This window comes from Pseudoalteromonas sp. BZK2 (assembly GCF_014349195.1).
Lineage (GTDB): Bacteria > Pseudomonadota > Gammaproteobacteria > Enterobacterales > Alteromonadaceae > Pseudoalteromonas > Pseudoalteromonas simplex.
Window position 1 is genome coordinate 67,292 of the sequence record NZ_JACSOG010000001.1, and the last position, 26,298, is coordinate 93,589.

Annotated in this window: 28 protein-coding genes and 2 tRNA genes; 12 read left to right on the forward strand and 18 right to left on the reverse strand. The window is 40.4% G+C overall.

Annotated elements, in window-relative coordinates:
• Positions 1-117: 117 nt before the first annotated feature.
• From BIZ38_RS00285 to BIZ38_RS00340, 12 genes are all read right to left on the reverse strand, one after another.
• On the reverse strand, positions 118-1,482 hold the full coding sequence (locus BIZ38_RS00285; RefSeq protein WP_138600718.1) for a DUF1329 domain-containing protein: 1,365 nt from the start codon (positions 1,480-1,482) through the stop codon (positions 118-120).
• A gap of 12 nt (positions 1,483-1,494) precedes the next feature.
• The gene (locus BIZ38_RS00290) at positions 1,495-3,579 is read right to left on the reverse strand and encodes a DUF1302 domain-containing protein (RefSeq protein ID WP_054551392.1); all 2,085 of its coding nucleotides are present in this window, start codon (positions 3,577-3,579) and stop codon (positions 1,495-1,497) included.
• 298 nt (positions 3,580-3,877) lie between these two features.
• Positions 3,878-4,099: a DUF2835 domain-containing protein gene (locus tag BIZ38_RS00295; RefSeq protein WP_082401568.1), complete on the reverse strand. Its 222-nt coding sequence runs from the start codon at positions 4,097-4,099 to the stop codon at positions 3,878-3,880.
• Positions 4,099-6,693, reverse strand: a complete 2,595-nt coding sequence (pepN, locus tag BIZ38_RS00300; protein ID WP_187489257.1) for an aminopeptidase N — start codon at positions 6,691-6,693, stop codon at positions 4,099-4,101. The genes BIZ38_RS00295 and pepN overlap by 1 nt, the downstream gene beginning before the upstream one ends.
• Positions 6,694-6,734: 41 nt before the next feature.
• Complete coding sequence (nhaC, locus tag BIZ38_RS00305) at positions 6,735-8,216, reverse strand: Na+/H+ antiporter NhaC (RefSeq protein WP_054551394.1); 1,482 nt, start codon at positions 8,214-8,216, stop codon at positions 6,735-6,737.
• Between the two features lie 178 nt (positions 8,217-8,394).
• Positions 8,395-10,419, reverse strand: coding sequence for a carboxy terminal-processing peptidase (gene prc / locus BIZ38_RS00310; RefSeq protein ID WP_187489258.1), 2,025 nt, complete (start codon positions 10,417-10,419; stop codon positions 8,395-8,397).
• A 27-nt stretch (positions 10,420-10,446) separates the two neighbouring features.
• Positions 10,447-11,097 carry an RNA chaperone ProQ gene (gene proQ / locus BIZ38_RS00315; RefSeq protein ID WP_166340275.1) on the reverse strand — a complete coding sequence of 217 codons (651 nt, stop codon included), beginning with the start codon at positions 11,095-11,097 and terminating at the stop codon, positions 10,447-10,449.
• Positions 11,098-11,111: 14 nt separating this feature from the next.
• The gene (locus BIZ38_RS00320) at positions 11,112-11,390 is read right to left on the reverse strand and encodes a hypothetical protein (protein WP_054551397.1); all 279 of its coding nucleotides are present in this window, start codon (positions 11,388-11,390) and stop codon (positions 11,112-11,114) included.
• Positions 11,387-11,848 carry a GAF domain-containing protein gene (locus BIZ38_RS00325; protein ID WP_138600640.1) on the reverse strand — a complete coding sequence of 154 codons (462 nt, stop codon included), beginning with the start codon at positions 11,846-11,848 and terminating at the stop codon, positions 11,387-11,389. Before BIZ38_RS00325 ends, BIZ38_RS00320 begins: the two co-directional genes overlap by 4 nt.
• Before the next feature lie 125 nt (positions 11,849-11,973).
• Entirely contained in the window at positions 11,974-12,369 is a 396-nt protein-coding gene (locus tag BIZ38_RS00330; RefSeq protein ID WP_054551399.1) for a hypothetical protein, read from the reverse strand.
• Positions 12,370-12,521: 152 nt separating this feature from the next.
• Positions 12,522-12,612 (reverse strand) — tRNA-Ser (locus BIZ38_RS00335).
• 41 nt (positions 12,613-12,653) lie between these two features.
• A tRNA-Ser gene (locus BIZ38_RS00340) sits at positions 12,654-12,744 on the reverse strand.
• A gap of 259 nt (positions 12,745-13,003) precedes the next feature.
• Here BIZ38_RS00340 and BIZ38_RS00345 point away from each other — a divergent pair.
• The 12 genes from BIZ38_RS00345 to BIZ38_RS00400 all read left to right on the forward strand — a co-directional run bounded on the left by BIZ38_RS00345 (position 13,004) and on the right by BIZ38_RS00400 (position 20,985).
• A complete protein-coding gene (locus BIZ38_RS00345) occupies positions 13,004-13,669 on the forward strand; it encodes a Bax inhibitor-1/YccA family protein (RefSeq protein WP_054551400.1) in 666 nt (221 codons plus the stop codon).
• A 55-nt stretch (positions 13,670-13,724) separates the two neighbouring features.
• On the forward strand, positions 13,725-14,078 hold the full coding sequence (gene tusD / locus BIZ38_RS00350) for a sulfurtransferase complex subunit TusD (protein ID WP_187489259.1): 354 nt from the start codon (positions 13,725-13,727) through the stop codon (positions 14,076-14,078).
• The gene (gene tusC, locus BIZ38_RS00355) at positions 14,075-14,431 is read left to right on the forward strand and encodes a sulfurtransferase complex subunit TusC (RefSeq protein ID WP_187489260.1); all 357 of its coding nucleotides are present in this window, start codon (positions 14,075-14,077) and stop codon (positions 14,429-14,431) included. The genes tusD and tusC overlap by 4 nt, the downstream gene beginning before the upstream one ends.
• On the forward strand, positions 14,428-14,694 hold the full coding sequence (locus tag BIZ38_RS00360) for a DsrH/TusB family sulfur metabolism protein (protein ID WP_187489261.1): 267 nt from the start codon (positions 14,428-14,430) through the stop codon (positions 14,692-14,694). The genes tusC and BIZ38_RS00360 overlap by 4 nt, the downstream gene beginning before the upstream one ends.
• Positions 14,695-14,697: 3 nt before the next feature.
• Positions 14,698-15,027, forward strand: a complete 330-nt coding sequence (locus BIZ38_RS00365) for a TusE/DsrC/DsvC family sulfur relay protein (RefSeq protein WP_138600632.1) — start codon at positions 14,698-14,700, stop codon at positions 15,025-15,027.
• Entirely contained in the window at positions 15,027-15,674 is a 648-nt protein-coding gene (locus tag BIZ38_RS00370) for an rRNA large subunit pseudouridine synthase E (RefSeq protein WP_187489262.1), read from the forward strand. Before BIZ38_RS00365 ends, BIZ38_RS00370 begins: the two co-directional genes overlap by 1 nt.
• Positions 15,667-16,101, forward strand: a complete 435-nt coding sequence (locus BIZ38_RS00375) for an NUDIX hydrolase (protein WP_138600628.1) — start codon at positions 15,667-15,669, stop codon at positions 16,099-16,101. Before BIZ38_RS00370 ends, BIZ38_RS00375 begins: the two co-directional genes overlap by 8 nt.
• 87 nt (positions 16,102-16,188) lie before the next feature.
• The gene (gene mnmA, locus BIZ38_RS00380; RefSeq protein WP_119852693.1) at positions 16,189-17,289 is read left to right on the forward strand and encodes a tRNA 2-thiouridine(34) synthase MnmA; all 1,101 of its coding nucleotides are present in this window, start codon (positions 16,189-16,191) and stop codon (positions 17,287-17,289) included.
• Complete coding sequence (gene hflD, locus BIZ38_RS00385) at positions 17,289-17,891, forward strand: high frequency lysogenization protein HflD (protein ID WP_054561602.1); 603 nt, start codon at positions 17,289-17,291, stop codon at positions 17,889-17,891. Before mnmA ends, hflD begins: the two co-directional genes overlap by 1 nt.
• Positions 17,892-17,924: 33 nt before the next feature.
• Positions 17,925-19,295 (forward strand): adenylosuccinate lyase, encoded by a 1,371-nt coding sequence (gene purB, locus BIZ38_RS00390; protein ID WP_187489263.1) that lies wholly within the window; start codon positions 17,925-17,927, stop codon positions 19,293-19,295.
• 73 nt (positions 19,296-19,368) lie between these two features.
• The gene (locus BIZ38_RS00395; RefSeq protein ID WP_187489264.1) at positions 19,369-20,514 is read left to right on the forward strand and encodes a cupin domain-containing protein; all 1,146 of its coding nucleotides are present in this window, start codon (positions 19,369-19,371) and stop codon (positions 20,512-20,514) included.
• 12 nt (positions 20,515-20,526) lie between these two features.
• Positions 20,527-20,985, forward strand: coding sequence for a GNAT family N-acetyltransferase (locus BIZ38_RS00400; protein ID WP_138615853.1), 459 nt, complete (start codon positions 20,527-20,529; stop codon positions 20,983-20,985).
• A 68-nt stretch (positions 20,986-21,053) separates the two neighbouring features.
• On the opposite strand, the gene BIZ38_RS00405 is transcribed toward BIZ38_RS00400, so the two are convergent.
• The 6 genes from BIZ38_RS00405 to BIZ38_RS00430 all read right to left on the reverse strand — a co-directional run bounded on the left by BIZ38_RS00405 (position 21,054) and on the right by BIZ38_RS00430 (position 26,267).
• Positions 21,054-21,500, reverse strand: coding sequence for a DUF4826 family protein (locus BIZ38_RS00405; protein WP_054551411.1), 447 nt, complete (start codon positions 21,498-21,500; stop codon positions 21,054-21,056).
• A gap of 113 nt (positions 21,501-21,613) precedes the next feature.
• Entirely contained in the window at positions 21,614-22,144 is a 531-nt protein-coding gene (locus BIZ38_RS00410; protein ID WP_187489265.1) for a DUF924 family protein, read from the reverse strand.
• 9 nt (positions 22,145-22,153) lie between these two features.
• Positions 22,154-23,398 carry a lipoprotein-releasing ABC transporter permease subunit gene (locus BIZ38_RS00415; protein ID WP_187489266.1) on the reverse strand — a complete coding sequence of 415 codons (1,245 nt, stop codon included), beginning with the start codon at positions 23,396-23,398 and terminating at the stop codon, positions 22,154-22,156.
• Positions 23,388-24,086 carry a lipoprotein-releasing ABC transporter ATP-binding protein LolD gene (gene lolD / locus BIZ38_RS00420; RefSeq protein WP_054561609.1) on the reverse strand — a complete coding sequence of 233 codons (699 nt, stop codon included), beginning with the start codon at positions 24,084-24,086 and terminating at the stop codon, positions 23,388-23,390. The genes BIZ38_RS00415 and lolD overlap by 11 nt, the downstream gene beginning before the upstream one ends.
• Positions 24,079-25,296, reverse strand: a complete 1,218-nt coding sequence (locus BIZ38_RS00425; RefSeq protein ID WP_187489267.1) for a lipoprotein-releasing ABC transporter permease subunit — start codon at positions 25,294-25,296, stop codon at positions 24,079-24,081. The genes lolD and BIZ38_RS00425 overlap by 8 nt, the downstream gene beginning before the upstream one ends.
• 89 nt (positions 25,297-25,385) lie before the next feature.
• Positions 25,386-26,267, reverse strand: coding sequence for a LysR family transcriptional regulator (locus BIZ38_RS00430; RefSeq protein ID WP_082389169.1), 882 nt, complete (start codon positions 26,265-26,267; stop codon positions 25,386-25,388).
• Positions 26,268-26,298 lie beyond the last annotated feature (31 nt).

Genomic DNA, 26,298 nt, shown 5'->3' on the forward strand with positions numbered 1-26,298 from the left:
AAATCGCCTTCGAAAAAATAAAAAGAGAAGTCAAAAAAGTCACTGGGAAACCTAATGCGTGTACTGATGACTTACGCGAATTGCAAAAGGCACCTGGAGTCAGGTGCCTTAAATGGATTAACGACCTTCGCGGCGTAATGCGCTTGAAGTAAACTCGTTATCGTTGAATGATTGTGAGAAATCATACATTTTTTCTTGGTTGTCTAAACCAATTGCTAAATAACGACGAGAGTTAAGGTCATGATAAACTTCTAACGTACTCCAATGAGTTGGTACTTCATAGTAGTTAAGACCATGCGCCATCGCTACACGATACATTTGATCACGGTTATCATAGATATCCGCTACATGTACTTGCCAGCTATCCTCGTCAATATAAAAGACACGTTTCTTATAAATATGACGCGTGCCCTCTTTTAGGTTCGCTTCAACCACCCAAACACGGTGTTTTTCATAACGAACATGCTCAGGGTTGATATGACCTGCTTGTAGAATATCATCGTAGCTTAGTTTGTCGCTGTGAAGCTTGTAGCTGTTATAAGGAATATAAAGCTCTTGCTTACCTTTTAATGTCCAGTTGTAACGATTCGGAGAACCATTGAACATATCAAAGTCATCAGTCGTACGTAAGCTATCAGCGGCTGTTCCCGGTGCATCGTAGGCAACATTTGGAGCACGACGAACACGACGCTGGCCTGAATTGTATGTCCATGCTTGGCGTGGTGTTAAAATTTGGTCCATCGTTTCATGTACTAATAACGCAGTACCGGCAAGACGAGCAGGCTCAGTTACCTTTTGCTTAAACTTAAACAAGATATTAGATTCTTGAAGCTTCTCAGGTGTTGCTTCAGGTGATGAGTACTCAACTAAAAGTTGCTCATCAAAACCTACATAGTTATATGAACCAGAGGCTGTCGGTGCAGCTTGACCACCAGAACGTTCAATTGATAGGCCACGGAATCGCAACAAATGGTTCCAAATAGCTTCTAAACCATCTTTAGGAATTGGGAAAGGTACACCCACAGCGGTATTTTTAATACCGTTACCACCTTCAACTAATTCAGCTGTCGTCGCATATTTTTTAGTTGCATCATATACAAACTGTGGATATGACGCACTACGACGGGTTGGGTAAATGTTCATTTTGAACGTATCAGGATAGGTATTGAATAATTCAATTTGACCTGGGCTCAAGTAGTCTTTGTACTGGGCAACGTTCGATTTATCAATCGTGAATAAAATTTTATCATCAGCATATGGATCTGGATGGTGCATACCCGGTTTGTAACCTGCTGGCGGTGTTGTGATACCACCATCCCAAGCTGGAATAGAACCGTCTTTATTCGCTGCTTTTTCAGCGCCAATTGGCGTTAAATCACTGCCTAAACGTGCCGCTTCATCAGCGGTAATTTTTGCAAGTACACTTGAGCTTGCGAAAACGCCGCAAAACGCTGCAGCAATGAGGGTAGGTTTTCTAATAATCATAATTTACCCTTAGATTGAATATTTAATATTAAATGAAACATAATCGCGATCAGAGAAAGTATTCGTCGCGCCACCACCCCAGAATGAGTTGTAGCTAAAGTCGAATGACCACGCATTTTGATAATTGAAGTTCATAGTAACACCGAGTGATTTACGGTCTTCAATAAATAAATACATTGGATCTGGTGTAATACCATTCACATCGTGTGAGAAAACAAAACGAGGTGAGAAGTTTACGCCACTAAAAATATTGTAGTAATCACCCTTAGCGATAAGGCGATAGCCCCATGCAGACGCTGTTGGGAATGGGTTTGTTTCAGGACCATTAGACAGACCTAGGTGAAGTGTTGAATAATCATCACTTAATGGGCCTTGCATAATGCCGCTTCGACCAGTACCGGAAACGTTTAAACGGAGCTCGTCATAATCCGGCATATCGTTAATTCTAACGCCACCAACTTCACCAACTACCGCCCAGCTATCAGCACCTAATGATGGACCAAATAAGTGTGTTGCAGTAAATTGTAATTGAGCAGTGTTACGAAGAATAAATCCTTGTGCTACTTCACCAGGACCTACAACGCTAGTTGCATCACCCGGACTCATTTGCGAAATACCTGCAAAATCAGGGCGAATACCTGCAACAGCCAATTGCTCTGGCATACCCGCGTAAAGTAACTCTACGTCATCAATTTGCAGAGGCTCATCTTGACGGAAAGCAAATTCACCAGAAAAAGCCGTTTCACCAATTGATGTATTGAAGCTCAAGCCATAAAGCTTAATGTCTTCTGGGTATTCTAGCTGGCCTTTGGTAAATGCTTGTAAACTAGTTACATTATCTTCAGTGATATCTGTTGTTAATAACATACCGATATCAGCAGCGATTGCCGCATCAGTGAAGTTTGATACCTGGCCTGAAATCACAGGACGACGGCTATGGTAGTTAATGTGGTATAACGCCACTTCAGTATCGTTTAACTCAGGTAAAAACATACCCAAGCGTAAACCGTATTGACCACCATCATCAGGTTCATTTTTACCTGCACCGCCCTTACCTTTCAACGCAACTTTGGTTGGGTAAGCGAGATACATTTGCGACATCATCGCTATGCCTTGTGCTGATGTAGGGTCAACACCTTGCGAGCGAACAATATCATCTAAATTATTTAAGCTTTCTGTTAAGAATGCTAAATCGATATCTGGGTTAGACGTGAAGCCTAATTGAATATTCTGCTGATAGCCATTTTCTGACGCGAAATCGTTCGTCGAGAAGTAAGTACCAGCCGCTGGAAGGCGTGTTTCATGCCATTCATATTGGTAGAAACCTTCTAGCGTTAAGTTATCTGTGATGCCTAGTGATGCCCAAAGCATACCAACAGGTATGAAAGCTTCTTTTAACTCTGCACCTGGCGCTTTTAAACGATCGATATCAACAGGGTTAACGTTAATACCATGAGAAATCAAAGTACTCTCACCCCAGTTCACAACTTGTTGGCCTAAACGAATAGACAGCGGGTTACGGCCTTCATTTAAATCAAAATTTGCCCAAACATAAGCGTCAAGTAAACGTAAATCAGCACATACTTGTTCTTTAGTGTCGTCATCATCACAAGGGTCAACTTTTTTACCCGACGTTGGATTGGTATAAGCAAAGTCACCATCCATTAAGGCAAAATCATAAAAATACATAAAGCGAGTGAAGAAACCAAAGTTATCTTTACTGATAGAAAGCTCATGAGTGCCTTTTAATAACTTTGAGAATGAATCTCCACTATCAAAGTTTAAGTTTCCGGCATCACCATTATTTGAGTAAGCACCTGGTTGGTTCCAAACATCAGCTGAAGAATAAATAGGGTTTAGAGCTGAGTGATAACCCGTCCAATCAAATGATGGATTATTACTTTTACCTATGTGTTGAAAGTCTCGGTCTTCAACACGAATGCTTTGACCATAAGAAAAGTTAGAGTCAAAACGTATGTCAAAGTCACCTAACTCGAAATTAGCCGCGTGCAAAGATGTGCTTGAGAGACCTAGTGTTGCTGCTGCAAGCCCCAAAGCTATTTTGTTTTTAACAAAAAGCGATCGTTTTATCATTGTGTTCATCCCCCTGTAACGGGTTGTTTTGTGATCAAATTGTTGTTTTTAGTATCTTTCTAACGATAGAAGCGAAACAGTAAAATTACAATATAGAACGCGTCTAATCGGTTAATATTTATTTAAAAATGTGACGTTTACGTATTGGTAAGACGTCATACCAGATAATTTATACACGTAAATTAACAATAGAACAAATCGAATTAACAAAAATATAATAAATTTAGCGAATTGGGGATAGATAAAATTAGTGTTTTTTATGAAAAATCATCAAAAAAAAGCAGCCGTAGCTGCTTTTTTAACTAATTTTCTCGAGTTTTAAAAACTGATTTTCAGCCGTTAATGTCAACCTAAAGCGCCCTCTTATTCCTAGCGAAGAAATAAAAGGACGCAAATGGTGAGCGTCAAAGCGAACTGTCTTACCACCATCCTCTGTAACTTGCACAGATTTATATTTACCATGATAGTAATCAAGACACTCTGAGTAACTCAGATACAAGGCAAAATAATATTCTGTCATTAACTTTCGAGTGCTTTCTCTACTTTTTCAAACAGATCATCACTAAGGTCATCTAAATCAGCTAAACGTTGCAATTGTGCTTTCATTGCCGCTGAACGATTTTCATCATAGCGTTTCCATGACATAAAAGGTGTCAGCATGCGCGATGCATTTTGCGGGTTAATATCATTTAGTTTCACTAATAAGTCACCTAATAGCTGGTACCCTTCACCATCAGCTCGGTGGAACTGAGTGATATTAAAGTGACTAAAGCTACCAACCAAAGCACGCACACGGTTAGGGTTACCAAAGTCAAAACTTGGATGATCATAAAGCGCTTTGATATCGCTGATACTCGTTGCTGAATCTTTCATCGCTTGCAGTGCAAACCATTTATCCATAACGAGTACATCATGACGCCATTTAGCATCAAACTCTGTTAAAAGCGTATCACATAGTGAGTGATTTGCTTTTACAACAGCACTTAATGCAGCAAGGGCATTGGTCATATTATTACTGTGGGCTGACTCTCTGATGAGGCTATTAACATCGCTGTGATTTGTTTTCGCTAAATAGTATAAACAAAGTTGCTTAAGAGCACGTACTGCAACGGCTGTAGCAGATGTTGAACCATCATCTTCAAGCACGTTATAACAATTAACCAATGATTCTGTTAAGAAGTTGGCAATTTGCGATTCGAATGCATTTTGTACAGCAATAATGTCATCAACAGGGATGACGGCATATTCTGCTGCAAGAGTATCGTAGCTAGGCAGTTTTAACAGCTCCGCAATCAATGCAAGGTCACCTTCACGATTATCAACTAGTAGCTTTAATGCCGACAAGATATCATCAGATAAGCAAGCTTCACCACTGGCAATCGCTGCTTTCATTTCATTAGTAAATAAACGCTGCTGAGCATCCCAACGTGAAAAGTCACTGCGAGCAAAACGCATAATATGTAACAGATCAGCGGCAGATGTATTTTGATTAACAATACATGGCGCAGAGAAATCTTCGAGTAGCACTGCTACTGGGCGCTGTTTAATACCTTCGAAAACAAACTGCTGCGTTTTTTCAGTGACATTCAATACAGAATCTTGCGGCTGATTATCAATCACAAGAGGTAATGACTGCCCTTCACTATCTAAAAGCTCAATAGCAAAAGGAATGTGCATTAAGGCATTGTTAGGCTGATTATCAGGTGCAAACTGCTCAATGCTTAATGTGAAAGTCTGGTTTTGTTCATCATACGCCTGCTCTACATTGAGCTTAGGTGTACCCGCTTGACTATACCAACGCTTAAATTGTGTTAAATCAATGCCAGACGCATCACTCATGGCTGCAACAAAATCATCACAAGTAACTGCTTGTCCGTCATGGCGCTCGAAATACAATGCCATACCTTGTTGGAACTTTTCTTCTCCAAGTAAGGTGTGCATCATACGAATAACTTCAGCTCCTTTGTCATACACAGTCACTGTATAAAAGTTATTCATTTCAATGACTTTTTCTGGGCGAATTGGGTGCGCCATCGGCCCTGCATCTTCACTAAACTGGTGAGTACGCATGACTTTAACGGCATCAATACGATTAAGCGCACGTGAACCTAAGTCGCTACTAAACTCTTGGTCACGGAAAACCGTTAAGCCTTCTTTTAACGACAGTTGGAACCAGTCACGGCAAGTCACACGGTTGCCGGTCCAATTATGGAAGTACTCGTGCCCTACAATAGATTCAATCGTATGGTAATCTTTGTCTGTGGCTGTTTCTTGATTTGCAAGAACACATTTAGAGTTAAAGATATTCAGGCCTTTATTTTCCATTGCGCCCATGTTGAAGAAATCAACGGCAACAATCATGTAAATATCTAAATCGTATTCAAGGTTAAAGCGCTCTTCATCCCATTGCATTGATTTCTTAAGAGATGTCATGGCATGAGGCGTTTTTGATAAATTACCTTTATCAACAAACAAAGCTAATTCAACTTTTCGTCCAGACTGCGTCGTGTAATGGTCACGTAATACGTCAAAATCACCGGCGACTAATGCAAATAAGTAGCTAGGCTTTTTAAATGGGTCTTGCCATTTTACAAAATGACGACCGTCATCTAAGTTACCTGATTCAATTTGGTTACCATTAGACAGCAAGTGAGTGTACTTTTTGTCGGCAATAATGGTGACATCAAAGCTGGCAAGTACGTCTGGGCGGTCAAGGTAGTAAGTAATCTTTCTAAACCCTTCAGCCTCACATTGTGTACAGTAAGCACCACCCGACAAGTACAAACCTTCTAGAGAGGTATTCGTTTGCGGATCAATATGGTTTTCAATTTTCAGAATAAAGCTTGAAGGCAGGTTATGAATGATCAGCTTTTCATCTTCAAGCGTGTAATCATCATACGCTTTGTCATCAACCATCAATGAAATTAGCGTTAAATCAACACCATCTAGCGCAAGATCTGCATTGCTTTCATCGGTACGATTGATTGTCATGGTTGACTGCACTGATGTTTTTAAAGGGGCTAATTCGAAGCGTAAATCGATGTACTGGATTGAGAATTGTGGGGCTTGGTAATCTTTTAAATATTGAGCTTGAGGTTTACTCGTAGCAGACATTACTGACTCCAAATGGCCCTGCTTAGCAGGGCCTAAATAGTTTATTCGGCGTTAGCTTCTTGTTTAAGATGTTTTGGGGTAATACGTAAAATTTTAATACCAAAATAGGCATAAACAACCGCTAAGAATGGATTAATTAAATTAAAGAACGCGTACATTGCATAGTCAAATGGATTGATTAGTAAAACACTTTGCATGTAAGCACCACAGGTATTCCAAGGAATAAGTGGGCTAGTAATTGTGCCACCATCTTCTAATGTGCGAGATAAATTTACAGGCTTTAAACCACGTTTTTCATATTCGTCTTTAAACATACGTCCAGGAACAACAATCGCGATATATTGGTCAGCTGCAACCGCATTGGTACCAATACACGTTGCAATCGTTGCTGTGATAAGAGAGCCCGTGCTTTTAGCAATTTTTAAGATGCTCTTAACGAACATATCAAGTAAGCCAGTTTTTTCCATGATAGCGCCAAACATCAAGGCCGTCATAATCAGCCAAGTGGTTGTTAACATGCCAGCCATACCACCACCGCTCAATAATGAATCCATTTTTTCATCGCCAGTGTCGATGCTGAAACCATCAAAGAACGTTGTCCAAACTAATTTGAAGTAACCAATTGCTTGGCCTTGTGATGCATCAATTTGGCTATTGATTAAATCAGATTGAAATAACATAGCCCAAATCGCGCCTAGCACCGCACCAATTGAAATAGCTGGGAAAGCTGGCATCTTACGAATTGCTAAAAACAACAACACCACCAGTGGCACTAGCATTTCAAAACCAATATTAAAGTTTTGCTCTAATAAATTAACGATTTCATCAATACGGCCCGCTTCTGTTGAACCACCGGCATTAAAGCCCATAAAGATAAAAATAATTAACGCAATAATGAAGCTTGGTACTGTAGTCCAAAGCATGTGATGAATATGCTCAAATAAATCAGCCCCAGCCACTGCTGGCGCTAAGTTTGTTGTTTCAGAAAGCGGGCTTAATTTATCACCAAAGTAGGCACCAGAAATGACCGCGCCTGCTGTAACAACTTGTTCAAGACCAAGACCAGTTGCAACACCTAATAACGCCACACCGATAGTCGCAGCTGTGGTCCAAGAGCTACCAATACTCATAGCCACAATGCCACAAATCAAACAGCTAGCGGCATAGAACCAGCTAGGATTGATAATTTGTAAGCCATAGTAAATTAGAGTGGGTACAGTTCCTGATAACAGCCAAGTACCGATTAAGGCACCCACCATTAACAGTATAATGATTGCTCCAAGGGATAAGGTGATCCCCTCAATCATAGCTTGTTCTAGTTTCTTCCAGGTGTAACCATTTTTTAAGCCAATTAATGCCGCGGTAAACGTAGCGAATAATAGAGCGATTTGGTTAGGACCAGATGATGAGTTATCACCGAATAAATAAACAGCAGCGCCTAGTAGGCACACGAGCACAGTAATTGGGATTAAGGCATCTAAAAAACTGGCCTGTTTTATTGGCTTCTCTTCAATTGAATTCAAAAGATAGTCTCCTACACGTCTTATGTGGCGTGTTTAATTATTATTGTAAGCTTTGACGCAAAACTTCAGTGGCCTTATGCAGCCAGATTTTGTGATTATACCAATCTAACCTGTTTTAGGTAGCAAAAAAGGCGCTTAAGCGCCTTTTTATTAATCAATATTGCTAATTAATTGCTAATTATTTCTTAGCGATACGACCATATTTTATATAATCTTGGGTGATTAATGCCGCTTCTTCTAAGAAAGGGTCTAGCTCATCAAGGCTATCAGGTAAATCGTCAAGCTTCTCTACTGGCTTTTCTCCAAGGCGAACAAGTCGTTCATTAGCACGTTCTAACGCGCGTTCTTCACCTTCGTCTTTCTCTTTTAGACGCGTCGCTTCAACCAATGAGATAGTCTTACGGTCTTTCTCTTCTTGATAGCGTTTAATGTCAGCAAATACATAGCCAAACTCAGGCTCGTCTGCAATACGGGCATCATGAAGCTTATTAACGTAAGCAATCGCTGGTTTGAGGTTATCAACAGAGTTGTACTTAGCACGTATGATGCTATCCCAAGGTAGCGCGTTGTCTTGTTGACTCTCACCCCATTCTGATGGCTCAATTGCCGATGGGAATGACACATCTGGGATCACGCCTTTGTGCTGTGTGCTTCCGCCGTTAATTCGGTAGAATTTTGCAATGGTATACTGCACGCTACCTAATGGGTGGTCGTATAGGTCATAAGCACGGCCAAGTGGTTTATGCTGCTGTACAGTTCCCTTACCAAAGGTTTGCTCACCAATCACAATTGCACGGCCATAATCTTGCATTGCTGCTGCAAAAATTTCTGAGGCAGACGCACTGTAGCGATCAACTAACACTGTCAGTGGGCCATCGTAAAAAGTGACGCCATCACGGTCTTTTTGCTCTTCAATACGATTATTTAGCGTATGAATTTGTACAACTGGACCTTGATCGATAAATAAGCCAGAAAGTTGCGTCGCTTCGTAAAGTGAGCCACCGCCGTTTTGACGTAAATCGATAATGATACCGTCAACTTTGGCTTCTTTTAACTTCGCAATTTCAACTTTTACGTCTTGCGATAAATTGTTATAGAAACCAGGGATTTCAATCACACCAATTTTGCTGGTTAAGTCTGAATATTTTGCTTCAAATACTTCAGATTTTGCAGCACGGTCTTCTAAGCGAATTTTATCACGCGTGATTTCAACCACTTTTGGTGTACCGTGAGCATCAGCCCCTTTTAAGTATTGCAGGCGAACTTTTGTCCCTTTCGGGCCTTTGATTAAATCAACGACGTCATCTAAACGCCAGCCAATCACATCAACAAACTCTTCACCTTCTTGCGCAACACCAATAATACGGTCATCTGCTTTTATTTGTTCAGACTTATCAGCCGGTCCGCCTGGGACTAAGCTACGGATTACCGTGTAATCTTCGTCATAACTGAGTACCGCACCAATACCTTCTAATTCAAGATCCATGTCCATCTTGAATTGCTCAGCGCGACGAGGTGATAAATAAGAGGTATGCGCTTCAATGCTTCGTGCGAATGAGTTCATCACGATTTGAAAAGCATCTTCACTGTTAGTTTGTACTAAACGCTTTTGTGCATTGTGGTAACGTTTGGTCAAGACTTCTTTAATGCCTTGCCAATCTTTACCAGTCATTTTTAATCGTAAAGCATCGTATTTAACGCGCTGACGCCAAAGTTCATCAAGCTCAGCTTGGCTTGTTGCCCACTCAGCGTCTTCACGGTCAAACAGGTAATCATCTTCTTTATCGAACTTCATTTCGTTTTCAAGTAACGATAAAGAATAGTCATAGCGTTCAAAACGACGTTTTAAACTTAAATTAAAAATATCAAAAGCAAATCCCAATTTACCTGTCGACAATGCATTATCAAACTGGTCTTTATATTGCTCAAACGAGGCAATATCAGAGGCTAAAAACACATTTTTATTGTAGTCGAGAGATTCAATGTAACGATCAAAAACCTTCTCAGATAATTCATCGTTAAATTTAATTGGTTTGTAGTGTGCACGAGTAAATAAGTTTGTCACCCGTTTGCTTGCCGTACTATGTTGGCTTTCTTGCTTGAGTACTGGCAGGTCTTTTGCAGTCAAATTGTCTGAAGATGCCAATAATGAACCTGAAAACAGGGCAGCGACTAACGGAATGAGCGTAAACTTTTTACTCATACACAACTCCTTTATTTTTTACAGCTATTAAATGATATACAGGCTGTCTGCTTTGGTCTTAACTTGCATCCCTGTTACTAACTCAACGTGAACTTCATCTTTATTCACTTCAGTAATAACCGCGTTTACAAGTGCTTGGCCAAGTTTAACTTTAACTTTGCTATTAACCTTGACCTCTGAGGCAGGTAAAGGTTCAACTTTTCCTGAACGTTTTGCAGGAGCAGCTTTAGCAGGCTTATTACTTACTTTAGCGCCTTTTTCGCCAGATTTAGCGTGGTGGCCACTATTCTTTTTGTAAGATTTTGTGTCACCGTCTTTGCGTGGACGTTGTGGCTTCTTACGCTTCGCCATTTTAGCACGGCTTTCTTCTAACGCTTTTTGTGCGTGCTCAATATGCTCTTGTTCTACTTTTTCGTCTTGATTACCATCAAGATCGATACGGAACTCAGACTTAGTCACCGCTTCTAAATAGCGCCAGTTTGAGGTGTACTTTCTTAGTGCTTGACGAACCTGAGTTTTACTTACTTTCTCAGAACCTTCAATACGCTCAGCGATATCTTTAAAAATACCTACTTTAAGCGGCTGAATACCGTCTTTTTGTTTAAAACATTGTGGAAATTCTTGGTATAAGAAATCCAATACTTCATTAATATCTTTTAGCTTGTTTGTGGTTTCCATGTTAGAACCTTTTATTACATCTTTTCATCAAGTGATGAATCGACATAGTGTGTTACCCAGTCGGTCAACTCTTCGAAGTCCGCTTCAATAAGCGCTAAATCACCACGAAGGTGTTCCCAAATACCATTTATAATTTCATCAATTGATTCACAGTCAAGGTCATCTGGTAGACGCTCCCATGCCATGTGAATCAAGTCGTTGAGCCTTTCGGCAACAACTTCTTCTTCCCCTTCCCAATCACCAACATCATGGATTGCAAAGAGGTAATCTTGCACATTTAGCAGATCTTTCATTTTAGATTTGCCTCAAAGCATTTTACCAATGCTTCTAAACCAGCTTGATCATCAGTATCGAATCGCGCAATGCTTGGGCTATCGATATCAAGTACAGCAAATACTTTACCGTCTTTGAAAATCGGCACAACTACTTCTGAGTTAGATGCAGCATCACAGGCAATATGACCAGCAAATGCATGCACGTCTTCAATGAGTTGTGTTTGTTGTGTTTGCGCGGCAGTTCCACATACCCCTTTACCTACTGGAATACGGATACATGCAGGATTACCTTGAAACGGCCCTAGCACTAATTCTTCAGGTGAATCCATTAAATAAAAGCCCGCCCAATTGATATCCTCTAAAGAGGTAAATAACAGCGCACTAATATTTGCCATGTTGGCAATAACATTTGATTCACCAGCGATTAGCGACTCAGTTTGTTTAACTAATGACTGGTAAAAATCTTGCTTTTGCATACCAAACTACTTCTTATTAAACATACAGTAGCTAAAGGTACTCTTTGTAGACGACAAATGAAACCTTTTAAGGGCAAAAAAAAACATTTTGCCCTCAATTTCAGTCAGCTTGATTAAATATTCTGCTATTGATGAGAAGATTGTGTTGTAAGGCCCTGTCTTAAACCAAATAAAAACAGTCCAGCTGCCAGAGCAGACATCATAGCATTGACTACAAAAGCCATACCTGTTGTAGCGCTCAGTAAGTAGCTAAAAATAGCGCCACCTAGTAAGCCAAGTGTCAGAACACCTGAATAATTAACCTTTGCATATTTAAACATAAGTAAATAACCAGGCACTACAAATGCTGCCATAGTTAAGCCTACTATGTGTGCATTGGCAATTGCGCTAACAAGTAAATTAAAGAAAATGCTAAAACCATTTCCTTCAAGTGTGAATGCATAATAAAGGCCTAAGATACAACCGATGATCACAGGCGATAATAAAGAAAGTCCTACACTCTTTGCTAAACGATGTTTCATAAATTCCCTAATGTCACAAAGATAATACGAGAAGTGTTAAGCATGGACTAACTAGTTAAAATGCGAAATATCGACAATAGTCGTAATTTGCAGAACAAATGAGAAGCTTAAGAAACAAAAAAGCCGCTGAATAAATTCAGCGGCTTCAATGATGGTGGAGAGATAGGGATTTGAACCCTAGAGGGGCTACAAACCCCTGCCGGTTTTCAAGACCGGTGCATTCGACCACTCTGCCATCTCTCCGAATGCGAAAACCTACCCGCTTACGCCAGTAGTAAAAATAATGGTGGAGAGATAGGGATTTGAACCCTAGAGGGGCTACAAACCCCTGCCGGTTTTCAAGACCGGTGCATTCGACCACTCTGCCATCTCTCCGACGGCGTGCATAATAGATAAGGCAGCCGTGTTTGTGAAGCTTTTTTTCAAAAAAACTGTTTAAGTGATTAAAAAACAATTAATTTGCTCAGCATTAGTACAATAATGTTTAGATTGTGCGCAACATTGAACTTTTCAATTATTTATCTTGTCTATTGATCCACAATAGTTTGCCCAAATATATAACTCTTGATAGGCTTAGTTCAGTTTAATAATTGGAACTAACGAACGTATAAGTTCATTTAAAGGAGCTCTGACAATGGCGTTTAATCAATCGTACAATACTGCAAGACCAGTAATGTCGACTATTGAAACCAATAAAGTTTTAAAAAATACCTATTTCTTACTTGCCATGACACTGGCATTTAGCGCAGTGACAGCAGGTATCTCAATGGCAATGAATCTACCTTATTTTATGGGGATAGTTTTTAGCTTGATTTCACTTGGTGTGCTTTTTGTTGTTCACAAAAAGGCAGACAGTGCATCAGGTGTTGCTTGGGTGTTTGTATTCACAGGTTTGATGGGCGCAGGACTCGGTCCAATGCTTAACTACTATGCTGCAATGCCAAATGGCCCTATGCTCATTATGCAAGCGTTAGGCTCTACTGCGTTAATCTTCTTTGGTTTGTCTGCTTATGCACTTACCACGAAAAAAGACTTCTCATTTATGGGTGGCTTTTTAACTGTGGGTTTAATCGTAGTGATTATTGCAAGCCTAGTTAACTTATTCATCGGCAGCTCAATCACCTTTATGGTTATCAATGCTGCAGTTGTGCTAATTATGTCTGGTTTAATCTTATTTGACACTAGCCGTATTATTAATGGCGGTGAGACCAACTACATCCGCGCAACTGTTGCTTTATACCTGAACGTATATAATTTATTTACGTCTCTTCTTCACCTACTTGGTGCAAGTGATGACTAATTAAATAGTTCTGCTAAAATAGCCCCTTTCTAGGGGCTTTTTTATTGGATGCGTTTTGGCACAATTTGTACTTTCTCTTCATACCGCGCCGACCGATCACGACACAACTCAACGGCTAATTAAATTTGCACAGGCCTGTCTCGACTCTGGTCACTCAATTGCAGCTATCTTTCTTTATCAAGCAGGTGTTTACCACGCAAGTAACCATTTAGAACTTGCCAGTGACGAGCTGCCAATTAATCGTTTGTGGCAGTCGTTGAGTGAGCAAGAGGTCCCCCTACTGCTATGTGTCACTGCTGCTGAAAAGCGTGGCTTAGATATTGATAACACAAGCGTGTTTACCGTCGCTGGGCTTGCAGAATTTGCGATGCTTGTCAGTGAAGCGGATAAATGGGTGCAATTTAAATGAAAAACATTTTAGTGATCAGCCAGCATGGTCCATTTGATGATCAACATATTCGTGAATCACTCGACACCACACTAATTTTTGCTGCTATTGAACAAAACATTAGTTGGCTACTCAGTGGTGAAGCTGTTTTAGCTTTGAAGAAAAACCAGCAGCCAGAACAACTTGGCATTAAAAACTATTTTAAAACCATTAAAACGCTTGAATTATACGATGTTGAAAATATATATGTATGTGAAAAGTCGTTGATGGATTTTAACCTCACACAAGAAAGCTTAATTATTGATGTTAAAGTAGCTAACTTTGAGCAACAGCGTGAATTAATTAGCCAGCAACATCAGGTGGTGGCACTATGAGTACCCTGCATATTTTTTCAAAACCCTTAGCTCACTACTGCAATAATATGTTGGCCAATCTAATTTCTTCAGAAGATACAGTGCTACTTGTTAGTGATGCTTGTTATAACAACATGCAGTTTAAACAGTTCTCTTCAGCAATTCATTTACTTGAAGAAGATGCTGCAGCTCGTGATATTTCATTCAATCAAGGCGATATCGCAATAAACTATACACAGTTTGTAGAAATGACTTTAAACGCAAAAAACACGATTACTTGGTAAACCATGCTTGAATTTAATAACAAACAGATTGAAACAGACAAACAAGGCTATTTACTTGATTCAAATGATTGGTGTGAAGAGCTTGCACCCATTATTGCTGAGCAAGAGAACATTACCTTAAGTGAGCAGCACTGGGAAGTTGTGCATTTTGTGCGTGACTTTTATATAGAATACAACACCAGCCCTGCTATTCGTATGCTGGTCAAAGCAATGGCCCAAAAGCTAGGTGAAGAAAAAGGAAATAGCATGTACTTGTATAAACTATTCCCTAAAGGCCCCGCTAAGCAAGCGACTAAAATTGCAGGTTTACCTAAACCGGCTAGGTGCATTTAATGGTTAACAAAGCCAATAGCAAACCACGTCGCAGTAGCGGTCGTACTTATTCAAGACCTACTCAAAAACGCCAAGTTAAAAAGGCAATTAGCCCAGAGCAGCGCAAAGTGGTGCTATTGAACAAACCATTTGATGTGCTTTGCCAATTTACTGATGATCAAAACCGCAAAACGCTTGCCGACTTTATTACTATTAAAGACGTGTATGCAGCAGGACGCCTAGACAGAGATAGCGAAGGACTGTTGCTCCTTACCAACTGCGGTAAATTACAACACACACTCACTGAACCCAATAAAAAAACAGCTAAAACTTATTGGGTGCAAGTAGAAGGTGATGTGACTGATGAGGCTATCTTTGCACTTAACAAAGGCGTAGAGCTTAAAGATGGCATGACCAAGCCAGCCAAGGTTATGCGTATTGACGAGCCGGCAATTTGGCCACGTACCCCGCCCGTTCGCGAGCGTAAAAACATACCAACCAGTTGGTTAGAAATCTCTATCACTGAGGGGCGTAATCGCCAAGTTCGACGTATGACAGCGCATGTTGGCTTCCCTACTTTGCGATTAATTCGTTACAGCATTGGTAACTATACCCTTGATGGCTTAGACAGTGGTCAATTTAAAGTAGTGAACAACCCTGATGCATAAACCCAATGTCACAGTGGCCGCCATCGTCACATGCCAAGAAAAATTTTTACTTGTTAAAGAGCGCGATAAACACACAGGTGAGATTTGCTATAACCAGCCTGCCGGCCATTTGGAAGCCAATGAAACCTTAGCTGAAGCAGCTCATAGAGAACTTATTGAAGAAACAGGGATTAGTCTAAATGCTAGTCACCTTGTTGGTATCTATAATTTACACGCCACGAATGGCATTCACTATATGCGTTTTAGCTTTGCTTTTAATAGCCCAGAGCTGTTTAAACCATCTCCCAAAGATGATGACATTCTCAGCGCAGATTGGTTTAGCCTTGAGCAAATTAAAAGCCTGCCGCTTAGAAGCCCTCTGGTTTTAAAATGCATTGAAGATCATTTAGCTGGTAAAGCCTACCCACTTAGTTTGATTTACCAATAAGCGCTGTGATTTTGGCTGGTTTGGGCGTCTAAAAGCATGCTATAATATCGGCCTTTCCATAGCAGTTAAAAAATGACAGCGAATATTATGAGCGAAAATAGTCACATTAAAGTCATCGTGGGTATGTCCGGCGGTGTTGATTCTTCTGTATCAGCGTATTTATTAAAGCAACAAGGCTATCAAGTTGAAGGCCTGTTCATGAAAAACTGGGAAGAAGACGATAATGATGAATATTGCGCTGCAGCTGAAGACCTAAAAGACGCACAAGCTGTGTGCGACAAGCTAGGTATTGAGCTTCACACTGTAAATTTTGCAGCCGAATACTGGGACAACGTGTTTGAGTACTTTTTAGCAGAGTACAAAGCAGGCCGTACGCCAAACCCAGACATCATGTGTAATAAAGAAATTAAATTCAAAGCATTTCTAGAATTTGCAGCACAAGCACTTGGGGCTGATTACATCGCGACTGGCCACTATGTTCGCCGCGAAAAACGTGGTGATAAATTTGTAATGTGTCGTGGCCTCGATGACAACAAAGATCAAAGCTATTTCTTATACACTCTAAGCCATGAGCATATTGCGCAAACACTTTTCCCTGTTGGCGATATTGCTAAGCCTGAAGTACGCCGCATCGCTGAAGAGCAAGATTTAATTACACACGATAAAAAAGACAGTACTGGTATTTGTTTTATTGGCGAGCGTAAATTTAAAGACTTCTTACAAAAATTCTTACCAGCACAGCCAGGTAAAATTGAAGATACCGATGGCAACGAAGTGGGTGAGCACGAAGGCTTGATGTACCACACACTTGGTCAACGTAAAGGTCTATTAATTGGTGGCATGAAAGAAGGTTCGGGTGAACCTTGGTATGTAGTTGATAAAGACGTTGAGCGTAACGTATTAGTGGTTGGTCAAGGTAAAGACCACCCTCGCCTGTACAGCAATGGTTTAAATGCAAACCAGCTGCACTGGGTTGACCGCGAAGGTCCGAAAGGGACCACACGCTGCACTGTTAAAACCCGCTATCGCCAAGAAGATATCAGCTGTACTTTACTTGTTGGTGAAGATGGTATGGCGCGCGTACTATTTGATGAGCCACAAAAGGCAGTGACACCGGGCCAATCAGCCGTATTTTACGCTGACGAAGTCTGTTTAGGTGGTGGTATTATTGATTCGGTGATCAAATAATGACAGAGCACCAAGTCATGGCTTTAGCTGCCATGTGTCAAGTTGCTAAACAAGTACAAAAAGTTGCGCAATATGGCCAAGGCAGTGATCACGAATTAGAAAAATTACTAAACTGTATTGTTGAAACATCACCAAATAGCCCTGAAGACGTGTATCAGGGTAAGCATAATTTACGTGAAGGCTATCGCATTTTGATTGCACAGCTTTCGGCTGGCGCCGACAAAGACGTCGAAATCGTAAAATATGTGGGTGGTTTAATGCAATTAGAACGTGCATTAAGTTCAAAACAAAACAGTTTAAATGAATTAGGTCGTCGCATTGATGATGTTAAACGTCGCCTCGACCATTTTGCTATCACAGATGATACTGTAGTAGCAGCGCTTGCTGATATTTACTCATCGGTGCTAAGCCCCCTTGGGCATCGTATTCAAGTGTATGGCAAGCCAGAGTTATTAAAACAGCAGCTCACGCAAAACAAAATTCGTGCCCTATTATTGGCCGGAATTCGTAGTGCCGTGTTATGGCGACAAATGGGCGGTAAACGCCGTCACTTTTTCTTTGCAAAAAGAAAAATCCTCGCCATTGCTAAACAATCAATTTAATTATCGTTCAAACTAGACAATTTAGGAGTCATTATGGAGCTTTCAGCGTTAACCGCTATCTCTCCGGTAGATGGTCGCTATGGCAGCAAGACCACGGAACTACGCAGCATTTTCAGCGAATTTGGTTTAATCAAATCCCGTGTAACTGTTGAAGTTCGTTGGTTACAAGCTTTATCTGCAGCTAGCGCAATCAAAGAAGTACCGGCTTTTAGCGACGAGGCTAATGCTTTACTTAATGCCATTGTTGATAACTTTAGCGAAGCGGATGCAGCACGCGTTAAAGAGATCGAGCGCACAACTAATCATGACGTAAAAGCAGTTGAATACCTACTTAAAGAAAAAGTAGCTGATAACGCAGAGCTTAACGCAGTTAACGAATTCATTCACTTTGCATGTACTTCAGAAGACATCAATAACCTGTCTCACGGTTTAATGCTGACTGAAGCGCGTGACAAAGTATTACTTCCATACTGTGACCAACTTCTAAATGCATTAAAAGAAAAAGCAGTTGAGTACAAGTCAGTTGCGATGATGACACGTACCCACGGTCAACCAGCTACCCCTTCGACAATGGGTAAAGAGTTTGCAAACGTCTACATGCGCTTAAAGCGTCAACGTGACCAAATTGCTAGCGTAGAAATGTTAGGTAAAATCAACGGTGCTGTAGGTAACTACAACGCTCACCTGAGTGCATACCCAGATTACGATTGGCACAAACACGCTGAACAGTTCGTAACGAGCCTAGGTTTAACATTCAACCCGTTCACAACACAAATCGAGCCACACGATTACATTGCTGAGTTATTCGATGCAGTTGCACGTTTCAACACTGTATTACTTGATTTTGACCGTGACGTTTGGGGCTACATTGCACTTAACCACTTCAAACAAAAAACAATCGCAGGTGAGATTGGTTCATCAACTATGCCTCACAAAGTAAACCCGATTGATTTTGAAAACTCTGAAGGTAACTTAGGTATTGCTAACGCTATCTTTACTCACCTTGCGCAAAAACTACCTGTTTCTCGCTGGCAACGTGACTTAACTGACTCAACAGTGTTACGTAACCTAGGTGTTGGTATGGGCTACACACTTATCGCTTACCAAGCGACATTAAAAGGTGTTAGCAAGCTTGAAGTAAACGAAGAGCGTTTATTAGCAGAACTAGACCAAAACTGGGAATTACTAGCAGAGCCAATCCAAACGGTTATGCGTAAATATGGTATCGAAAAGCCATATGAAAAACTTAAAGACCTTACTCGTGGTAAGCGCGTAAACCAAGAAATAATGGCTGATTTCATCGATGGTCTTGAGTTACCTGAAGAAGCAAAAGTAGAAATGAAAAAATTAACTCCGGCTAATTACATTGGTCGTGCTGTTGAGTTCATCGATAACTTAGCTTAAATTCAAATTAAGACTTAAAAAAGCGAAAGGCCTTCCTTTCGCTTTTTTTATATCAATTCGCTTAGGTCATGTTATGTATCAATTAACCATCAATTCATTAACCCAAGAGCAATTTTTAGCTGAGTATTGGCAGAAAAAACCATTACTTATAAAGCAAGGCTTCAAGGATTTTGCAGATCCGATCGAGCCCGAAGAATTGGCCGGTCTTGCCATGGAAGAAAGCATTGAATCACGTATTGTGACCAATCACTCAGATGATTGGCAAGCATACCATGGTCCTTTTGAAGACTTTAGCTTGCTAACTGAAAAGCACTCAACATTACTGGTGCAAGCAGTTGACCATTGGCATAGCGATGCAGCGCAACTATTGGAGCCATTTCGCTTTATTCCCAACTGGCGTATCGATGACTTGATGATCAGCTACTCTACCCCGGGTGGTGGCGTGGGCCCGCATTTAGACCAATACGACGTGTTTATTATTCAAGGTGAAGGTAAACGCCACTGGCGAGTTGGTTTACCTGATGCGAACTTAAAGCAATTTGCACAAAATAAGAGCCTGTTACAAGTTGAGCAATTTCCTGCCGTGATCGACTGTGTGTTAGAGCCGGGAGATATTCTCTATATTCCACCAGGTTGCCCACATGAAGGTTACGCAGTTGAAAATGCACTTAATTACTCTGTGGGTTTTAGAGCGCCAAACCAACGCGATTTATTATCACAATTTGCCGATCACCTCATCGATACTGAGCTTGGTAACCAACGATACGGTGATGCAGAGCTTAAGTTGCGCTCATCTAAAGGTGAGCTTAACCAAACTGAAGCAGAAAAAGTAAAGCAACTTATGATTGCTGCAATTAATGATGACGCAGTATTCAAGACTTGGCTTGGTAACAGTATGAGTCAGCCAAAGCATGACATGGATTTAGCGCCTTTAGAAGAGCCATATACTTTAGATGACATAAATGACTTACTCAATGATGAAGACGTTGTTTTTGAGCGTTTAGGTGGTACCCGCGCTATCTATCAAGTAATTGACGATAAAATACTTTTAAGTATTAATGGTGTTAATTACATGCATGATTTAACTGACCTTGAATTAATAACAAAGCTCACCGATCAGACATGGGTGACCGCTGCTGACATAAATAGTTCAAAAAATAATCACATTTTCTTGGAAACCTTTACTACACTTTTAAATGAGGGTATTTGGTTTTGTTAGGAGTGTGTGTTTATGGGCTATCAAATAGATGAAGTTGAATGGAGTATCGACAAGGAACTCTTACAACAAATCCGAGAGCGGGTATTTGTATATGAACTACATATCCCAAGACACATTGAGTTTGACCATCTAGATAAAATAGCACATCACGTGCTCGTTACAGATGAAGGTAAACGCCCAGTTGCTACTGGGCGTTTATGTAATGATGGCCTTATCGGCCGTATTGCAGTTTTACCAGAACACCGTAATCGTTCGGTTTATAAATCATTATTGAATTACTTAGTTAATTTGGCTGAAAAGCAAGGCTGTGATTGTGTCAGCATTAATTGCATATTGAATGAAGTAGATAGATTCAAACAAAATGGTTTTTCGGCTGATGGTTTAGTGTTTATGGAAGCTGGTATTCCAAGGCAACGAATGCTCTGCCCTATTAAGCAATTTGATACGCGGCCATTCACTTTGGTGCACTAAGGTATATGTTAAATAAAAAAGCTGAATAACATTATTCAGCTTTTTTGTTAGAAGGTATGCAGAGTTAGTTATGCTGGCTCATTTTGCCACATTTCTTCTTTTTCAAATAACTCATATAAGCCATGGGCACGGTTGATTAACAGATTAGCAAAATCAGCTTTGGTTTTATCTACCGCACCTGATTGCATTAGCTGATCAGCCTTCATTTGCCACTGCATTGAGAAATAACGTAATACTTCACGTGCATTGTTTGCTGCGCTTGCTTCAGCGTGATCGGTTGGTAAACGACCTGTGATCACCCAATAGCTCTTACCGTTTTGTGCTTTAAATTTCCAAATAGCTACTAATGGCGCAATAAAACGGCTTTCTTTTTCTACAACAGTTTGCGGAATAACGCCTTTTTCAGCTAAATGCTTTTGTGCATTTTCGAAACATTCTCTTTGCCAAATAACACTTTGTTTTTGCGCTTCAGCTTGTTCTTCTGGTGTTAATGGTCTTGCTTGTTTTTGTTCCATGGTGGTTACTCTTTTACAACATTTCTGACACTTTAAGGTTTAAAATGGCGCTGTGCAAGTGTTTACAGGCAATCAAAGAGCATTTAAATTTACTTGCGTACTATTCAATCAACCTAGAAAGAAGAGTTAGGCTCAGTTAAAAATTGCAGTTCTTCAGGAGTCGATTCGCGACCTAAAATCTTATTGCGATGTGGGTAGCGACCAAACTTATCAATAATTATTTTGTGCTTTAGTTCAAATTCATAATTACTCATGCCTTTAAACAATTGCTCAGCCTGCTGGTGAATGATTTTAGATTCACTGTGCATAAACGGCATGTAAATAAACGCAGCTTGAGAGCTAGGTAATTTTTTATCAAAGCCAAGTTCAATTGCTCTTTGCGCTAAGCTTAGTGCTTGTGGATCTTGGCTAAAAGCCTGCGCCGTATTACGATAAATATTGCGTGAAAACTGATCTAACACGATAATTTCAGCTAAAGAGCCTAGGGCATCAACTCGCCAGTCAGCATGCTCGCCTGCGATAACCTGTAAAAGGCATTCTGAAAACTCAACCGTAATCAAGGCATCAACTTCATCAGATTGCTGATACCAAGATTCTGGGCCTAATTCATTAAACCAAAAATCGATAATCCTTTGCTTATTCATAAACACTCCTTAATTACCAAGAACTTTTGCAGGATCGACACGGGTTGCTTGCCAAGCAGGATATAATGTTGCCAAAATAGCGAGGATAAAAGTCACAATCACCGTAATAACGATATCTTGCCAAACTAATTTACTGGGTAAAAACTCAATAAAATAAACCCCTTGTAACGGGTTATCGCCAAATAAATTACTTGCCCAAGTGAACAGTTCACTGATGTTTAACGCAAGCATCACACCGATAATCGTGCCTAGAATTACCCCGATTAAAGCTTGTGTAAAACCTTGCATCACAAAAGTTGCTAAAATGGTGCAATCTTGTGCGCCCATGGTTTTTAAAATTGCGATATTTGCCTGTTTTTCACGTACTTCCATCACTAAAGACGAAACAATATTAAAACTCGCTACCGCAATTATTAAAAACACCACGATATACACAATCGTGCGAACCATTTGAATATCTTGATATAAGCTACCCTGGGTTCTAAACCAACTCGATACATAGACATAATCAGGAATAACTTGCCCCACACGCATCGCCGTTTGATGGGCTGCGAACACATCAGCTACTTGTAGACGTAAACCGGTTACTTGGTTTTGCTCAAAACTCAACACACTTTGCGCTTTATCAAGGCGAATAAAAGCCGCTGTTTCATCAATTGGGCCGCCCATTTTTATAATACCCGCCAAATTCAAACTCACACGTTTAGGTGCAAGCAAGCTTGTACTTTGCTGGTTTATCTGTGGAATTAATAAGGTAACTGGGTCGCCAATTTTAAGACCTAATCGGTTGACTATTTGTTGTCCTAATAGCACATCTTCTTGTTGTAATTGACTAACTAAGCGCCCTTCTGTGAATTGGTTTAACGCTGACACTTGGTTTTCAAATTCAGGGCTAACACCACGCACTTCAACTGCTTTTAACTCACTTTTATATTGCGCCATGCCGTTAACACTTATAAACGGCGCGGCACCTGTTACACCGGCTTGAGAACGCAATAAAGCAACTTTTGACTGCCAGTTATTGATTGGTTTGTTAGGGGCAACATATTCAACCTGCGGAACTACCGATAAAAGTCGATGTACTAATTGCTGCTCAAAGCCATTAATCACTGACAAAGCAACAATTAACACGGCGACTCCTAGAAGTATGCCGATTGTCGATGCTTTAGCGATAAAGCTAACAAAACCGTTTTGTCCGTCTTTTTGGCCACTATGGGCACGAAATCGTTTAGAAATAAAGGCACTAAGCAACATGCTGAGACTCTTTAATAGCAAGCTTACCATCATCTAAATAGGCAATTTTGCCTAGTTTATCTGCAAGTTCTAAATCATGGGTTACCACAACAAAACTGGTTTTTAAGCTAGTATTTAATTCTTTAATCAAATCGTAAATTTTAATAGCGTTTTGTTTATCTAGGTTACCGGTTGGTTCATCGGCTAGCACTAAAGCAGGCTCAGTAACTAATGCACGTGCTATTGCAACCCGCTGCCTCTCACCACCTGATAACGCCGAAGGTTTATGTTCGCTACGATGAGATAACCCAACTTTATCTAGCATGTTACGGGCTTTTTCGGTTGCCGCTTTTGCGCTTAAGCCTTTAATTAATAATGGCATTGCAACATTTTCGATGGCAGTAAATTCCATTAATAGATGGTGGAATTGATAAATAAAGCCCAAATTTTCATTTCGGAAACTGGCTTGTTGTTTACGGTTTAATTTAGAAACTTGCTGGCCTTTAATTTCAACCTTGCCTGAGCTTTCGTTATCTAAGGTACCCAATATATGCAGTAAAGTACTTTTTCCTGAGCCTGAGCTCCCTACAACGGCTAACATTTCGCCTTGATTAAGTGCTAAATCAACCCCTTTTAATACCGCAACCTCGTTATCGCCATCTTGATATACTTTATTTAACTGCTGACAATTGATAACTAAATCACTCATAACGTAATACCTCTGCTGGATTCACTTTTGCAGCTTTTCTGGCAGGATACAAGGTAGCTAAAAAGCTCATCGCAATACTCCCTGCGGCAATAAAACTCAAACTCATCACATCAAATTTAACGGGTAAACTCACGCCCGCTAGTAAATTGATGCCTAACATATTCAATAATTCATTAATGTTGCTACTTAACAGCACACCAAGTAACGCACCAATACTAGTACCGATAAGGCCGTTATATAAGCCTTGAATCATAAACACGTGCTGCACTTGTAACGGAGTTAAACCCAGTGTTTGTAAAATAGCGACTTCACTTTGTTTTTCGCTCACCATCATGGTTAATGCCGACACGATATTAAACACTGCCACGAGCACGATTAAGCCAAGTAACATCGACATAATACGCTTTTCCATTGCCACAGCGGCAAATAGTGTCCCTTGGCTAGCTCGCCAATCAGTCACTTTGTAATCGTTTAAAATAGCTAACTGAGATTCTAATACTTGCTCAACAGCAAATGGTTCATACAGAGATACACTCAAGTTAGGTGCTGCTGATTTTGCTAGTTTCAAAACTCTGCCTAACGAATAGCCACTGGTAAATGCCAATGACATATCAATTTCTGACTGTGTTTCATAAAGTGCAGCAACGGTAAACAAGCGCTGACTCGGTACTCGACCAAGGGGAGTATACGAACTGGCATTAGGCATGATCACCCGTACTTTATCCCCAAGCGAAATACCCAATTTTCGACTCAAGTAGCGGCTAATCGCAATATGGTAGTTGCTGTCCATTACTTGTGACCAATTGCCGGCAACAATTTTATCTTTTACGTTATAGATGGAGCTTCCTTCATCATAAAGGCCTTGTAACAATACGCCGTGCAAATCTTGGTTAGTTTGTAAAATGGCTTCGCCATGGCGGTATAGGTTAACTTGTTTAACATCTTGAGAATTTGCTAGTTGCTGCTTTAACTGCAGCATGGTTTCTTTCGAATTATCTTCGGCTGATACTTCAATATGAGGAATTAAACCTAGCATGTTGGTTTTAAGGTTATTTTCAAAGCCATTCATTACTGAACTAACTGTAAACAAGGCCATTAAACCAATAGCAATGCCCGCGATAGAGAAAAATGAAATAAATGAGATAAAGGCATTGCCCTTTGAGGAGCGACTATATCTCAGCCCTATAAAAAGGCTAACAGGTTGAAACATAATAAATTATGGGTATTCCAAGGGCTAAATATGCGCTCATGTTAGCATAGATTTAGCTAGCATGGGATGCGCGAAATTGTAAAAAATAATTATAAATCTGATACTTGAACAGTAGCAACCAAATGGTCAAGTAATGCTTTTACATTGGTTGCAATAAACTGCCTTGGTGGATACACCCCCCACACCCCTTCAGGTTCAGGTGCAACATTCGAAAGAACAGCAGTCAACCTGCCATCGGCTAAGTGTTCATTGACATAGTAATCTGGTAATTGCACGATGCCTAACCCTTTGATAGCAGCGTCAACCAATGCCCAACCACTGTTACAGGCTAAACGCCCAGCCACTTTGATGTGCTTATCTTGGCCCTGCTCTTTTACCCGCCAGTAACTGTTATTACCGATAAGGCAATTGTGCTGATGTAATTCACTGACACTGTGTGGTTGGCCGAATTTATTGATATATTCAGGGCTACAACAAATAACAAGCCTGCGCTGACTGATGCGCCGTGCTTTTAAAGATGAATCTTTTAAATGACCAAGGCGAATAGCCAGATCATACCCATCTTCTAATAGATTAACTTGCTCATTACTTAAATGGCTGATCACTTCAATATCTGGGTGCTTTTGCATAAACGAATGTACCGCAGGCATGATAAAACTTTCACCGTACATCACAGGAGCTGTTAGTTTTATACTGCCTTTAGGTGTCAATTGCTGCTCTGCAAGTAATGCCGTAGCATCATCCATGGCATGTTGTAATTGTTTTGTTTGATGCGCAAATACCTGCCCCTCTTGCGTTAGCACCACTTTACGAGTGGTTCGGGTTAGCAATTGGGTGTTTAATCGCTCTTCTAATTGGCTCACATAGCGGCTTACATGGGCCACTGACATACCCAATAGCTTACTTGCTTTTGTAAAACTGCCTGTTTCTGCTACCGCTAAAAACTCATCAATTCCGTGCCAACGATTCATTATTACCATACTGTAAAAGTGTTTTAATAAA